This window comes from Citrobacter sp. MNAZ 1397 (genome assembly GCF_023613995.1).
GTDB lineage: Bacteria > Pseudomonadota > Gammaproteobacteria > Enterobacterales > Enterobacteriaceae > Phytobacter > Phytobacter ursingii.
This window is the reverse complement of the sequence record NZ_JAKIVH010000001.1, coordinates 2,037,442-2,050,983: the sequence shown is the minus strand read 5'-3', so window position 1 is coordinate 2,050,983 and position 13,542 is coordinate 2,037,442. Positions and strand designations below refer to the sequence as shown.

Here is a 13,542-nt window from a genome sequence, read left to right as displayed (position 1 = left end):
GGCTCTCATGGCTATTACTGAAAACTTTGAACACGTTCAGCCGCTCGGCAACAGTGATCCGGTGCATACCGGTTATGCCCCTGGCGAACTGACCGCCGCAACCCCTGCGATGACACCGCTGATGCTGGATGCGACTTCCGGAAAGCTGGCGGTGTGGGACGGTGCACATGCGGGCGCGGCAACCGGCGTCCTGGCGATTGCCGCAGATCAGAACAGTACTGAGCTTTGCTATTACAAGTCAGGCTCTTTCCGCTATGAGGATGTGCTCTGGCCGACCGCTGTCACGGATGAAAACATCAAACGTAATGCATTTGCGGGTACGGCGATCAGCATCGTTTAACCCTTACCTGAACAGCACTCACCAACCATAAGGGCCGCAGACGCGGCTTTTTTTTCGGGAAAAATCTATGTCCATCTACACTACTGCTCAACTGCTGGCGGTCAATGAGAAGAAATTCAAGTTTGATCCGCTGTTCCTGCGGATTTTTTTCCGCGAAAGCTTTCCGTTCACCACTGAAAAAGTGTATCTCTCCCAAATCCCGGGCCTGGTGAATATGGCGCTTTACGTGTCGCCGATTGTCTCCGGCAAGGTCATCCGTTCACGCGGTGGCGCAACATCCGAATTTACCCCCGGGTATGTCAAACCAAAACATGAAGTTAACCCGCAGATGACCCTGCGGCGTCTGCCTGATGAAGACCCGCAGAACCTCGCTGACCCTGCCTACCGTCGCCGTCGTATCATTCTGCAGAATATGAAAGATGAAGAGCTGGCGATTGCACAGGTGGAAGAAAAACAGGCCGTTGCGGCGGTTCTTAGCGGCAAATACACCATGACGGGCGAAGCTTTCGAACCGGTTGAGGTGGATATGGGCCGCAGCGCCGCAAATAACATCACCCAGGCGGGCGCAGCGGCGTGGTCCACCCGGGACAAGGAGACGTACGACCCGACTGATGATATTGAAGCCTACGCGCTGAATGCCAGTGGTGTGGTCAACATCATTGTCTTTGACCCGAAAGCCTGGTCTCTCTTCCGTTCATTTAAACTCGTCCGTGAACGGCTGGATACCCGTCGCGGGTCAAACTCCGAGCTGGAAACAGCGCTGAAAGACCTTGGCGAAGCGGTGTCTTACAAGGGCATGTATGGTGATGTTGCCATTGTGGTCTACGCAGGGCAATACGTTGAGGACAATGTCAAAAAGAGCTACCTGCCGGATTTGACCATGGTTCTGGGCAACACCCAGGCCCGCGGCCTGCGAACCTACGGCTGTATTCAGGATGTGGATGCCCAGCGGGAAGGCATTAATGCTTCCACCCGTTATCCGAAAAACTGGGTACAAACGGGTGATCCGGCGCGCGAGTTCACCATGATCCAGTCAGCGCCGCTGATGCTGCTGGCAGACCCTGATGCGTTTGTTTCTGTGAAACTTGCCTGATACCGGCCCTTCGGGGCCGTTTCTTTTATGGAGTCATCCCGATGTCAAAAAAAGAAGACCTGATTGCACGCCTGAAAGCGCTTGGCGCTGAACTGGGGCGGGAAGTGAATTTGTCAGGCTCAAACGAAGAAATGGTACTTCGAATCGCCGAGCTTGAAGAGGAACTTAATGATGACGATGCGCTGCCGGGGCCAGATGTGGTTACTGGTGGAACAGTGGATGCCATCAGTATTAATACCGCCCCTGTCACGAAAGAGCCCGGCCTTGCTGTGCAGGATATTGCAGATCTGGTGACTGTTAAAGCGCTGGTGACCCTGCATATCAATGCTTTGCATGAGACATCAAATGAGCTGGTGGCGATCGCCGAAGCAGGTGTAACGGTCCGTGTGACAAAGGATATCGCCGCCGACCTGGACCGGAGCGGACTCGCCACTATTGAGTGAACAGGGGGCGGTGTGGCTGATTTCGATAATTTCTTTGATGCTGCAATGGCGCGTGCTGATGACACTGTGCGCAGCACGATGGGAACTGACGCCATCGTCACATCGGGCGCTCAGCAGGGCGATATTTTAAAGGGTGTCTTCGACGATCCTGAAAATATTGGCTATGCAGGCGCGGGTATCCGTGTGGAGGGCTCCAGTCCCTCCTTTTTTGTGAAAACGTCAGCGCTGCATGGGCTCCTGCGCCTTGATACGTTGAGCATCAACTGCCAGCAGTACTGGGTTGATCGCATCGGTCCTGATGATTGCGGTTCATGTCATATCTGGCTCGGTAGCGGCGAGCCGCCTGCAACATCCCGCCGTGCTGGCAGGGAGGGAGCAAATGTCCGTCAAAGGCCTTGAACAGGCAATAGCCAATCTTAATGCCATCAGTAAAACAGCGGTTCCCCGCGCATCTTCCCAGGCCATCAACCGAATTGCCACGCGTGGCGTCTCCAGGAGTGTGAAAGTTGTTGCTGCTGATACCCGGGTGCCGCGCAAACTGGTTAATCAGCGAGCCCGTGTAAAAAAAGCCAGCGTATCAAAACCGGTGGCAACTATCCGTGTGAATCGTGGGAATTTGCCCGCCATCAAGCTGGGTGTTGCCAGCGTGAGGCTGTCGCGGCGTAAACGCGACAAACAGGGGGCAAACAGCGTGCTGCGCATCAGTGCATTCCGCTTCCCCAATGCGTTTATCCAGCAGCTTAAAAACGGGCGCTGGCACGTGTTACGCAGAACGGCAAAACCGCGTTACCCCATAGAGGTTGTCAGCATCCCACTTGCTGACCCCCTGACGACCGCATTCAGGAAAGAACTGCCGAAGCTTATGGAGTCCGATTTACCGAAAGAGCTACAGGCAACCCTCAAAAATCAACTCAGGTTAATTTTGACACGATGAAAAACAGTGACATCCGGCTGGCTGTTATCGATGCCCTTGAGGCAGAAATCGGTGACGCAGCCCTGTATTTCGACGGACGGCCTGCCGTTTTCGAGGAAACTGATTTTCCTGCCATTGCGGTGTATCTGACAGATGCAGCACCAACAGGCGAGGAAGTGGACTTCGAACTGTGGCAGGCCGTACTGCATATTGAAGTGTTTCTTCCGGCCCAGGTCCCTGATTCTGAACTTGATGAGTGGGTCGAAACGCGTATTTTCCCTGCGCTGAATGATGTCCCGGCGCTACGAGAGCTGCTGACGCTGATGAATATTCAGGGATATGACTACCAGCGGGATGACGTTCTCGCGCTGTGGGGCTCTGCAGACCTTAAATACACCATTACTTACGAAATGTGAGGCAACTATGGCAACACCTAATCCGCTGGCACCCGTTAAAGGTGCCGGGACAACACTCTGGCTGTATACCGGTTCAGGCACAGCGAATCCGCTGGTCGATACCGACTGGACGCGCCTGGCTCAGGTCAAGGAACTGACCCCCGGCGAACTGACGGCAGATTCATTTGACGACACGTATATTGATGATGCCAATGCCGACTGGACAGCTACCGGGCAGGGGCAGAAATCTGCGGGTGACACGTCTTTTACCCTGGCCTGGAAACCCGGCGAACAGGGACAAATTGCGCTGGTGCAGTGGTTTGATGACGGCTCGAATCGCACGTACCGCATCAAATACCCTAACGGAACGGTGGATGTGTTTTACGGGTGGGTCAGCAGCCTGGGGAAAGCCGTGACCAACAAGGAAAACATCACCCGCACGGTCAAAGTCACGAATAGCGGCAAACCGACGCTGGCCGAAGACATCACAACCCCGGTCATTGCTGTTTCGGGTGCGTCTTTTGATAAATCGACAGCGGCTGTGGCCGTGGGGGCAACCACAACCCTGAACCTGTCCGTTCTGCCTGCCAGTGCGACCGATAAATCATTCCGCCTGGCGTCATCCGACCCGTCAAAAGCGACAGTCAGCGTGGCCGGCAGTGTTGTCACCGTCACGGGTGTTGCTGCCGGGATTGCCGAAATTCTCGCGATTACGAATGACGGCTCGTTCGCGGCTGTCAGCAAAATCACCGTATCCTGATCGGAGTCATGCATGTTTCTGAAAACTCAGCCGCTGGAATACAACGGCGAAACCGTCACGCTTTATGAACTCTCAGCACTGCAGCGTATTGAGTTCATCGGCTATATCGCCGACGTGAATAAAGACGTTCCTGCGGACGACACAGAAGTCAGCCCGGAAGCGCTCAACGGCATCGTGACAACCCTCAATGTGAAAATTGGCGCGCGGATCGTTGCTATGTCTCTGTGGCAGAAGGAAGGGCAAAAAGGCCCCTCCGTTGATCAACTGCAGGAGGAGGTACTTTCCGGCTGGCCGTTGCCTGCCATTGGTCAGGCGGATTTTATCGTGCGGGAACTCTCAGGAATGTTGCCCGTTACACCTGATGCAGGATCCAATGCCGATACGGAACCCCACTCCCCGGAAAAGCCCACGCCGCAGCCCTGAAATTCGCCCTTAAACTTGCCCGTGAGTTCCGCAGACCTGACTGGCGTGTGATGCTGGCGCAGATGTCCTGCACCGAACTGAGCGAGTGGGAACAATTTTATGCCGACGAATACTTCGCCACGGATTTAATTGATGCCCATTTCTCGCGCCTGAGCCATCACATCACCGATATGGTCTGCAAGTCCCACGGGCTTACCATCGCAGATTTCAGCCTTCTCAATCCCCAGAAACGTCCGGAAGCGGACACCGAAACGTCCGACGAGGCCATGATGCTGGCTGCCGAAGGCATTACAGGAGGAATACGTTATGGCCCAGGCGGTGGGTGATCTCATTGTCAATCTGGATTTAAACGACGCTAAATTTACCGAGCGGTATAACTACGTCAAACGGGGACTTGAAGGGATCGGGTCTGCGGCAAACGATGCGGCTCTGGAAGTGCAAAGCGCCTTCACCCGGCAGGAGCTTTATGCGAGAAAAGCCGGAATTTCGATTGGTCAGTACAATGCCGCCATGCGCAGCCTGCCTGCGCAGTTTACTGATATTGCGACGCAGCTTGCTGGCGGCCAGTCTCCGTTTCTGATTCTGCTCCAGCAGGGCGGGCAGATCAAAGACCAGTTCGGTGGCGTAAAAGGGGCACTGCTGGGTGTTGCTGATTATGCCAAAACGCTGGCCGGGTTTATCACCCCGACCACCCTCGGGATTACTGCGCTGGTATCCGGCGTGGGGCTCCTCGCTTATAACTGGAATCAGGGGCGCTTACAGGCGAATGCGTATAACCAGGCTATCGCGTCCACCGGGAATATTAGCGGCCAGACAGCCGACAGCCTGGCGCGCATCACCGCTCAGATAGTAAAAAACGCTGATGCGGGTAAATCAGCGGTTGCGGCAGCGGTCGCGCAGGCCACCGGGCTGGGCCTGACAGTTGATCAGATCCGACAGGTGAGCGAGACGGCTATCCTGCTGTCAAAAAATACGGGAGCCAGCGTAAAAGACCTGGTGGCAGAGCTGGGAAAAATCCCTCAGGACCCGCTGAAAGCATTTGTCGATATTAACCAGCAGTACAACTTTGCGAACCTGGCACTGTATGAACAGGTCAGGCATATGGTTGACCTGGGTGATAAAGCCGGTGCCACGAAACTGATCATCGACTCACTTGGTGACAGCCAGAAAAGTTTCAAAGACGCCTCTAAGTCAGACCTGGACGAGCTCGCAGGCTACTGGCAGGGGCTTATCGATAAACTTAAAAATTACAAATTCTGGTCTGATACGGTTGCGGATAACGCCACGACAGTGAAGCTTCCGCAATTCAACCCGGGTACCGGCTCTGCGGTTTTCGATAATATCAACCAGCAAATGCGTGATCAGTCTGCTGGTATTGCTACGAACTGGGCGAATATTAACGACAGCGCCGGAAACCTGTTAGGGTTCGTCACGCAGACAAATGCTAAAAGTCGTGAATACAACCGTGAACAGGTATCTGCCAATATAGAGGCAGATCGGTTTCTGGAAACGGCAAGGACAAACGCACAGATCCGTAACGACCTGCAGGCGAAATATCAGCGGCAACTCCAACAGGGGCTTATCACACAGGACAAATTCAATAAGCTAACCGCCGCGATCAATGAAAAATATAAGGATCCCAAAACCCCTAAAACGACTGTTCCGGCAGGTGACAAAGCAAGCGACCTGGAAGCGGCTGAACTTATCGCCCTGCAGGCACAGCTTAAAGTGTTGCAGCAGCACACAGGCTTAAATGACGTCATCAGTCAGCAGCGTAAAGACCTCTGGAAAACCGAGGCTCAGTTCTCTGTGCTGGAAGAGGCGGCAGGCCAGCGCAAGCTGTCAAAAGAGGAAGAATCGCTGCTGGCCAATAAAGAGCGCATTCTTGCCCTTGCACAGCAAAAAGCCCTTTTAGGCGACCAGATCACCGCGCAGGAACAGCTTAACAAGCGGATGGACACCGCGACGAAATACACCAACCAGATGTCGGCGAAGCAGTCGGCCTTAACCGATTCTGCGACATTAAGCGACCGCGCCGCCGGGCGTAACCTTGCGTATGCACAACTCAGGAGCGGATGGGAAAATGCCGGGGGCAAGACGACTGACGTCGATTATCAGCGTGAACTCGCCGCATTGAATCAGTATTACGCCGCTGAGGACAGTCTTCGCGGTGACTGGCTCAGCGGGGCTAAAAAAGGGTTTGCCGAGTATCTGGATTCAGCAACAAACGTGTATTCCGCCATGCAGAACGCCGCATCCAGTGCTCTTGGCGGCATGAGCGATATGCTGACTGATCTGGTGACTACCGGGAAGACTTCCTTCAAAAGTTTCACTGTTTCCATCCTCAAATCGATTATTCAAATCACCAATCAGTTGCTGGTGGCGTATGCCATTCAGAAAGCCATGGGATGGGTTGCAGGTTCATTCGATGGTCCGCAGGGCGGTGGCATTGGCAGTCGCAGTTTTGTTGGCCCGGTACAGGCCTGGAAGGGGGGATATATCCCTGAATATGATGGCGGCGGTTATACCGGGCCCGGCGGGAAATACGAGCCAAAGGGGATTGTTCATGGTGGTGAGTTCGTCTTCACCAAAGAATCGACAGCGCGCCTCGGCGTGGGAAACCTTTATCGCCTGATGCGAGGATACGCAACCGGAGGGCTGGTGGGTGCCGGTAATGTGTCGGTACCGACTATGGGAGGGATCAGTGTTTATGCCCCGGTCAGTATCAGCCAGCAAAGCGGTGGCGGCGAAGTCAGCCAGGCGAACACCGCCGACACGGCACGACTGGTCCAGGGCGTTGTGCAGCAGAGCATCACTGATCGCCTGAAAAAGGAGATGAGTCCGGGTGGAATACTTTACTCCAGGGGGTAAGCGGTGACAGATACATTTACCTGGCGTACGCGCAAGACGGCACAGGGAACTGAAAGCGTCCGAACACTGCAGGCGCAGTTTGGTGACGGATATAAACAGGTCAGCGGAACGGGGATTAATGATAAGTCCGAAACATGGGATCTTGACTGGACGGGAAAACGAAGCGATGCCGCAGTACTGCGTGCTTTTCTTCTTTCTCACGTCACCACGTCTTTCTGGTGGACCAACCCCTGGGGAGAGAAAAAGCTCTACCGGGTGAAGGCTGATTCATTCAGCGTCTCCTTCCCTTCCGGAACAAAAGCGACGGTAGCATTCACGTTTGAACAGGCATTTGCGCCCTGATCTTTTCGTCCCCAATTAACTGCTGCCTCAGGGCAGCTTTTTTTATGGTGAATTTATGAGCTTTACCAGCGACATACAACAACTCGAGCCCGGCAACCTTATTCAGCTTATTGAGATTGACGGGACAGGCTTTGGCATGGAAAACGTACTGCGCTTTCACGCTCACAATATCCAGGAAGAAGGCTGGGCGTCATTTGCTGGTGAAAATCTGCCGGCAATTATCTGGCAGGGAAATCAGTACGATCCTTATCCCTATGAGCTGAAAGGGGTGGAGCTTTCCAGCGCCGGTTCGCAACCGACACCCACACTCTCTGTCGGGAATGTCGGTAACTACGTGACAGCGCTGTGCCTTGAATATGATGACCTGGTTAAGGCAAAGGTTAAAATCCACACCACGCTGGTTAAATACCTCGATGCGGCTAACCGGGTTTCCGGGAATCCTGCCGCTAACCCGAACGAAGAGCGGGTACAGGTATTTTATGTTAATGCCAAAAAAGCCGAGACACGGATTCAGGTTGATTTTGAGTTGTGCTCCCCCTTCGATATACAGAGCCTGCAGTTACCCTCGCGACAGATAACCCCTGTCTGTACCTGGTGCCTCCGGGGGCTATACCGGAGTGGAACGGGGTGTGATTACGCCGGAACGCTGTATTTTCTGAAAGACGGCACCCCGACAACCAATCCCGCGTTAGATGTCTGTGGAGGACGACTCCCTGACTGTGAAGCACGTCATGGCCCCGGAAATCCTCTGCCGTTTGGCGGGTTTCCGGCGGCAAACCTGCAGGGTAAATAATATGCGCGAAAAACTGATGGCGGCCATTCGCGAACATGCCGCTGCGGAATATCCCCGTGAATGCTGCGGTGTCGTCGTTCAGGCAGGACGAAAACAACGTTATATTCGTTGTGAAAATATCTCTGATAAACCAGAAGATTATTTCACCCTCTCGCCAGCCGATTATTTAAATGCCGAAAAACAGGGTGAGATTATTATGGTTGTTCATTCGCACCCGGATGTGGCTCAGTTAATCCCCTCAGAGACTGACCGTATTCAGTGTGATCACTCGGGGCTGGAATGGGGCATTATTTCATGGCCGGAGGGTGACTGGTGTACGTTTTCGCCGCGCGAAAATCGTGATTACACCGGAAGACCATGGGTACTCGGTCATGCGGATTGCTGGTCGCTAATCCGTGAATACTATCGTCGCGAGTTTAATCTTTCTCTCGGTGATTACTCTGTCCCGCGTGAGTGGTGGAATAACGGCGAAAATCGGTACGATGATAACTGGCAGTCAGAACGCTTTATTCAGGTTGAATTAAATCAGATGCAACCCGGCGACATTATTATGATGCAGCTCAGCGCCCCCGTAACCAACCATGCCGCCATCTGGCTAGGTAACAATATTATTCTTCATCATTCTTCCGGCAATCTTTCTGCCCGCGTTCCCTACGGCCAGTATTATCGTGAGCGTACAGTCAGAATTGTCAGGCATAAGGAACTCATGACATGCTGAAAACGCTGACGCTGAAAGGTGTGGCCGCAAAGAAATTTGGCAGGGTTCATCGCTTTCACGTTGCTGACATTCGCGAAATGCTTCGGGCAATGTGTTCACAGGTGCCGGGTTTCAAAAAATACATGTCCAATGCGCATAACAGCGGCGTGCGCTTCGCCTTTTTCCGGGATGGTGAAAATATTGGGGTGGAAGAGTTTGAACTCACGTCCACGGCCAGCGAATTTACCATGATGCCTGTTACTGAAGGCGCCAAGCAGGGCGGTGTTCTCCAGATTGTTATTGGCGCGGTGGCGCTGGTTGCCGCATTCTTCACAGCTGGCGGCTCACTCGCCCTGTGGGGGGCTGCGATGTCAGCCGGTGCGATATCCGCCACGACAGTCTTAACCGGCATCGGTCTGTCCATGATGCTGGGCGGCGTGGTGCAGATGCTGACACCTCAACCCAAAATTAATATCGGTGCCAGCAGTAGCACAGACAATAAACCCAATTACGCCTTCGGTGCACCCGTGAATACGGTGGCGATGGGTTACCCGGTTCCGCTGCTCTATGGGCAGCGTGAAATTGGCGGGGCAATCATCAGTGCCGGGTTGTTCTCCAGCGATCAGCAATAGGCACGTTTGTTCAGGTACAGCCGCCGCCGGGCGGCTTTTTTATGGGTGAATTATGCATATTCAGGGCAGGAAAGGCGGGGGCGGAAGTGCACATACGCCAGTTGAAGCACCTGACGATCTGTTGTCGACCGCAAAATTAAAAATGCTGCTGGCCATCGCCGAAGGTGAAATTCAGGGCGAACTGACGGCACAACAAATTTTCCTCAATGATACAGCGCTGGCTAACGCTGACGGCAGTTACAATTTCTCCGGCGTTGTCTGGGACTGGCGACGCGGCACACAGGATCAGACGTATATTCCGGGGATGCCGGAAATAGATAATGAACTGGCCGTGGGTGTTACGGTCACGCAGTCAGTACCCTGGACCCGCCAGTTTACAAACCTGACGCTGGATGCGGTTCGTATCAAGCTTTCCCTCCCGGTTCAGTATCGCTACAAAGACAACGGCGACATGGTAGGCACCGTTACGGCTTATGCTATTGATTTATCGACTGACGGTGGTGCCTTTCAGACTGTGATTGATGCGACGTTTGACGGTAAAACCACCTCTGAATACCAGCGCGATCATCGTATTAATCTGCCAGAAGCTATCACCGGATGGGCTGTTCGTGTCCGACGGATCACGGCAGATTCGACTGGCAACTCAAAGCTGGTGAATGCATTTAAGGTATTCTCGTGCGCTGAGGTCATCGACAGCAAACTTCGCTATCCGAATACCGCCTTACTCTATATTGAAGTGGATGCGAGTCATTTTAACGGCAGTGCCCCTAAAGTGACGTGTATTCCTCAGGGCCGCCGGATCCGTGTACCATCAAACTATGATCCTGTTACCCGCGAAAGTTCCGGCGCGTGGGCTGGCGACTTCAAATGGGCATACAGCAATAACCCGGCATGGATTTTTTACGATCTGGTGCTGGATAAAATTTTCGGCATGGGCAACCGTGTGGATGCTTCCATGATTGATAAATGGGAAGTCTACGCCATTGCTCAGTATTGCGATGAAAGGGTATCTGACGGTGCGGGCGGCACTGAACCGCGTTTTACCTGTAACGTTTACATCCAGAGCCAGCAGGATGCATACACCGTTCTGAAAGATCTGGCGGCAATATTCCGGGGCATTACGTTCTGGGGTAATGAACAGATTTACGTAAACGCTGATGTTCCGGTGGGAGATCTGGATTTTGTTTATACCGCCTCTAACGTGGTGGACGGTCTGTTTAACTACGCAGGTGGCTCCTATAAAAACCGCTACAGCTCCTGCCTGGTTTCATGGTCTGATCCGCAGAACCATTACAGCGACACCATCGAGGGCGTTTACGACAGCGATCTGGTGGCACGTTACGACATTAATCAGACGCAATTGACTGCTATTGGCTGCACCTCGCAAAGTGAGGCGCACCGCAGGGGGCGCTGGGTCTTACTGTCCAACGCAAAAGACGGCACAATCTCGTTTAACGTCGGTCTTGACGGGCATATTCCACTGCCTGCATCCGTTATTGGTGTTGCGGACCCGTTCCGTGCCGGAATGCAGAACGGAGGGCGTATCAGCGCGGTAAATGGCAGGAATATTACGCTGGATCGCGCTGTTGAATATGCGCCCGGTGACAGGCTGGCGCTTAATCTCCCCGACGGCACGACGCAGACACGCACCATCAGTGCGATCAGCAGTGATAAAAAGAACGTCACGGTCAGCACCGATTACCGGATGGCTCCCGTTGCTGGTGCAGTGTGGGCCATTGACAGCGACAGGCTGGCTATTCAGCAATTTCGTGTGACATCCGTTGCTGCAAACGACGACGGGACATTTAACGTTTCCGGTGTTCAGCACGACCCCAATAAATACCGGTTTATTGATGATGGTGTACGGATCACGCCTGCACCGATTACGGTAACGCCGATATCTGTACTGCCTTCGCCGAAAAATATACTTATCAGCCAGACTGATTTTATCGATCAGGGGCTGACGGTCGCCAGCCTGAACAGTACCTGGGACAAGGTTGATGGTGCTGTCAGGTACCAGGCGCAATGGCGCAAGGACAATGGCGACTGGATTAACGTTCCGGTTGCCAGTGCCCAGGGCTTTTCCGTTCAGGGCATTTATTCCGGCAATTATGATGTGCGCGTGCGAGCCCTGAATGCGCAGGATTCGTCGTCGCCCTGGGGTTATGCCGATACGACCCACCTGACGGGGAAAAATGGTACACCGGGCACGCCGCAGTCACTCCTCGCTTCAAATGATGTGGTCTGGGCTATCGACATTACCTGGGCGTTTCCTGACGGAGCCGGTGATACTGCATACACCGAGCTACAGCGCGCCACCACGGACGATAAGGCAAATCCCGAACTGCTGACACTGGTGCCTTATCCGGCGGCCAGCTATCAGCACGGCCCAATGCTGGCGGGTGTGCGGCAATGGTACCGTGCACGGCTGGTGGACAGAATTGGCAATGTCGGCGAGTGGACCACCTGGGTAATGGGGCAGTCATCGGTTGATGTCAGTGCCATTTCTGCTGAGATTCTGGAGCAGATGAAGGACACTGCGGTATTTAAAGACATCATCGAAAATGCAGTTGAAACCAGCAAAACCGTTGCTGAGCTTGCCGCAACAATTACCCAAAATGCGGACCAACTGGCGGCGGCAGTGGGGGCGAATCGGCAGACGGCAGAGGCCATCATTGGTAATGCCCTGGCTATCGCTGATGTGGTGGTGCGGCAGTCGGCGCAGAACGGCGTAAACAGTGCCTCATTCACTCAATTGCGGGAGGTGATTGCCACCGAAACACAGGCCCGCGTTACGGACGTGACGCGCCTGGAGGCGAAAACCGACCAGAACGCGGCACAGGTAACGCAACTCACGCAGGCGCTCGCCGATGAGACACAGGCCCGCGCGACGGCGGTTGATACGCTGACGGCACAGACGGAGGACAATACCGCTGACGTAACGCAGCTCACACAGGCTGTGTCCACCCTCGACAGTTCTACCGCATCCCGTTTCGACGAACTGTCAGGGAAAACGGCTAACGCGGCTGGTGGGGTGCAAAACACGGCGATTGCACTGATCCAGGAGACGCTGGCGCAGGCCAATACACGGATGACAATGAGCGTTCAGTTTGGCGCTAACGCGGCGGGTATCCAGCGCGTTGATAATGTGATGGCCGATGCAACGAAAGCGCTCAGTGAGTCCCTGAAAGCGCTGGATGCAAATGCTGGCGGTAATGCCTCAAACGTGACCGACTTTTCAAAAGCGATGGCTGATTTCAGCCAGGCGTCCGCAACGAAAATTAACTCACTGAGCGTCACGGTAAACGGCCAGGCTGCGGCCATCACCACTAACGCCCAGGCGGTAGCGGATATCAACGGCAACCTGAACGCGATGTACTCGATTAAGGTCGGCGTGGATGTCAACGGCGTGCAGTACGCGGCAGGTATGGGACTGGGTGTGCAGAACACACCCAACGGCATGCAGTCACAGGTTATTTTCCTTGCTGACCGCTTTGCTGTTATGTCTCAGGCTGGCGCTGCGGTTACGCTACCGTTTGTTATTCAGAACGGCCAGACATTTATTCGTGACACGTTTATCCAGGACGGGACTATCACCAATGCGAAGATCGGAAGTTTCATTCAATCGAGTAACTACGTTGCAGGTTCAGTTGGGTGGAAGCTGGATAAGTCCGGGACTTTCGAAAATTACGGCTCAACTGCTGGCGAGGGCTCGATGAAGCAAACAAATCAGACAATCAGCGTCAGGGACTCCAGTAATGTCCTGAGGGTACAGATCGGGAGGATTACCGGTACATGGTAAACATGGGGCCTCATATGAGGCCTTGATTTTTAGGGTGA

General features: G+C 53.9%; 15 protein-coding genes. All 15 read left to right on the top strand.

Annotation, left to right across the window (positions count from 1 at the left end):
• Nucleotides 1-7 precede the first annotated feature (7 nt).
• The 15 genes from L2097_RS09545 to L2097_RS09475 all read left to right on the top strand — a co-directional run bounded on the left by L2097_RS09545 (nt 8) and on the right by L2097_RS09475 (nt 13,504).
• Nucleotides 8-340 carry a head decoration protein gene (locus L2097_RS09545; protein WP_103279703.1) on the top strand — a complete coding sequence of 111 codons (333 nt, stop codon included), beginning with the start codon at nt 8-10 and terminating at the stop codon, nt 338-340.
• Nucleotides 341-407: 67 nt separating this feature from the next.
• Nucleotides 408-1,433 carry a major capsid protein gene (locus L2097_RS09540; protein ID WP_103279702.1) on the top strand — a complete coding sequence of 342 codons (1,026 nt, stop codon included), beginning with the start codon at nt 408-410 and terminating at the stop codon, nt 1,431-1,433.
• A gap of 41 nt (nt 1,434-1,474) precedes the next feature.
• Nucleotides 1,475-1,876: a DNA-packaging protein FI gene (gene gpFI, locus L2097_RS09535; protein WP_250352716.1), complete on the top strand. Its 402-nt coding sequence runs from the start codon at nt 1,475-1,477 to the stop codon at nt 1,874-1,876.
• A 12-nt stretch (nt 1,877-1,888) separates the two neighbouring features.
• The gene (locus L2097_RS09530) at nt 1,889-2,275 is read left to right on the top strand and encodes a head-tail joining protein (protein WP_250352715.1); all 387 of its coding nucleotides are present in this window, start codon (nt 1,889-1,891) and stop codon (nt 2,273-2,275) included.
• Nucleotides 2,256-2,810, top strand: a complete 555-nt coding sequence (locus L2097_RS09525; RefSeq protein WP_250352714.1) for a phage tail protein — start codon at nt 2,256-2,258, stop codon at nt 2,808-2,810. Before L2097_RS09530 ends, L2097_RS09525 begins: the two co-directional genes overlap by 20 nt.
• Nucleotides 2,807-3,205, top strand: coding sequence for a phage minor tail U family protein (locus L2097_RS09520; RefSeq protein WP_250352713.1), 399 nt, complete (start codon nt 2,807-2,809; stop codon nt 3,203-3,205). The genes L2097_RS09525 and L2097_RS09520 overlap by 4 nt, the downstream gene beginning before the upstream one ends.
• A gap of 7 nt (nt 3,206-3,212) precedes the next feature.
• Nucleotides 3,213-3,944, top strand: coding sequence for a phage tail protein (locus L2097_RS09515; RefSeq protein ID WP_250352712.1), 732 nt, complete (start codon nt 3,213-3,215; stop codon nt 3,942-3,944).
• A gap of 12 nt (nt 3,945-3,956) precedes the next feature.
• Nucleotides 3,957-4,367: a phage tail assembly chaperone G gene (gene gpG / locus L2097_RS09510; protein ID WP_250352711.1), complete on the top strand. Its 411-nt coding sequence runs from the start codon at nt 3,957-3,959 to the stop codon at nt 4,365-4,367.
• Nucleotides 4,368-4,417: 50 nt separating this feature from the next.
• Nucleotides 4,418-4,693 (top strand): phage tail assembly protein T, encoded by a 276-nt coding sequence (locus L2097_RS09505; RefSeq protein WP_250352710.1) that lies wholly within the window; start codon nt 4,418-4,420, stop codon nt 4,691-4,693.
• The gene (locus tag L2097_RS09500) at nt 4,674-7,238 is read left to right on the top strand and encodes a phage tail tape measure protein (RefSeq protein ID WP_250352709.1); all 2,565 of its coding nucleotides are present in this window, start codon (nt 4,674-4,676) and stop codon (nt 7,236-7,238) included. The genes L2097_RS09505 and L2097_RS09500 overlap by 20 nt, the downstream gene beginning before the upstream one ends.
• Nucleotides 7,239-7,241: 3 nt before the next feature.
• Nucleotides 7,242-7,580, top strand: a complete 339-nt coding sequence (locus tag L2097_RS09495; protein WP_250352708.1) for a phage tail protein — start codon at nt 7,242-7,244, stop codon at nt 7,578-7,580.
• 55 nt (nt 7,581-7,635) lie between these two features.
• Nucleotides 7,636-8,373 carry a phage minor tail protein L gene (locus L2097_RS09490; RefSeq protein WP_250352707.1) on the top strand — a complete coding sequence of 246 codons (738 nt, stop codon included), beginning with the start codon at nt 7,636-7,638 and terminating at the stop codon, nt 8,371-8,373.
• Nucleotide 8,374: 1 nt separating this feature from the next.
• Entirely contained in the window at nt 8,375-9,091 is a 717-nt protein-coding gene (locus L2097_RS09485; RefSeq protein ID WP_250352706.1) for a C40 family peptidase, read from the top strand.
• The gene (locus tag L2097_RS09480) at nt 9,085-9,702 is read left to right on the top strand and encodes a tail assembly protein (RefSeq protein ID WP_250352705.1); all 618 of its coding nucleotides are present in this window, start codon (nt 9,085-9,087) and stop codon (nt 9,700-9,702) included. Before L2097_RS09485 ends, L2097_RS09480 begins: the two co-directional genes overlap by 7 nt.
• Before the next feature lie 52 nt (nt 9,703-9,754).
• Nucleotides 9,755-13,504 carry a TipJ family phage tail tip protein gene (locus L2097_RS09475; protein WP_250352704.1) on the top strand — a complete coding sequence of 1,250 codons (3,750 nt, stop codon included), beginning with the start codon at nt 9,755-9,757 and terminating at the stop codon, nt 13,502-13,504.
• Nucleotides 13,505-13,542 lie beyond the last annotated feature (38 nt).

Coding starts and splice junctions, on each gene's coding strand:
- L2097_RS09545 (WP_103279703.1), top strand. CDS start 8: ATGGCTATTACTGAAAACTTTGAACACGTTCAGCCGCTCGGCAACAGT.
- L2097_RS09540 (WP_103279702.1), top strand. CDS start 408: ATGTCCATCTACACTACTGCTCAACTGCTGGCGGTCAATGAGAAGAAA.
- gpFI (WP_250352716.1), top strand. CDS start 1,475: ATGTCAAAAAAAGAAGACCTGATTGCACGCCTGAAAGCGCTTGGCGCT.
- L2097_RS09525 (WP_250352714.1), top strand. CDS start 2,256: ATGTCCGTCAAAGGCCTTGAACAGGCAATAGCCAATCTTAATGCCATC.
- L2097_RS09520 (WP_250352713.1), top strand. CDS start 2,807: ATGAAAAACAGTGACATCCGGCTGGCTGTTATCGATGCCCTTGAGGCA.
- L2097_RS09515 (WP_250352712.1), top strand. CDS start 3,213: ATGGCAACACCTAATCCGCTGGCACCCGTTAAAGGTGCCGGGACAACA.
- gpG (WP_250352711.1), top strand. CDS start 3,957: ATGTTTCTGAAAACTCAGCCGCTGGAATACAACGGCGAAACCGTCACG.
- L2097_RS09505 (WP_250352710.1), top strand. CDS start 4,418: ATGCTGGCGCAGATGTCCTGCACCGAACTGAGCGAGTGGGAACAATTT.
- L2097_RS09500 (WP_250352709.1), top strand. CDS start 4,674: ATGGCCCAGGCGGTGGGTGATCTCATTGTCAATCTGGATTTAAACGAC.
- L2097_RS09490 (WP_250352707.1), top strand. CDS start 7,636: ATGAGCTTTACCAGCGACATACAACAACTCGAGCCCGGCAACCTTATT.
- L2097_RS09485 (WP_250352706.1), top strand. CDS start 8,375: ATGCGCGAAAAACTGATGGCGGCCATTCGCGAACATGCCGCTGCGGAA.
- L2097_RS09480 (WP_250352705.1), top strand. CDS start 9,085: ATGCTGAAAACGCTGACGCTGAAAGGTGTGGCCGCAAAGAAATTTGGC.
- L2097_RS09475 (WP_250352704.1), top strand. CDS start 9,755: ATGCATATTCAGGGCAGGAAAGGCGGGGGCGGAAGTGCACATACGCCA.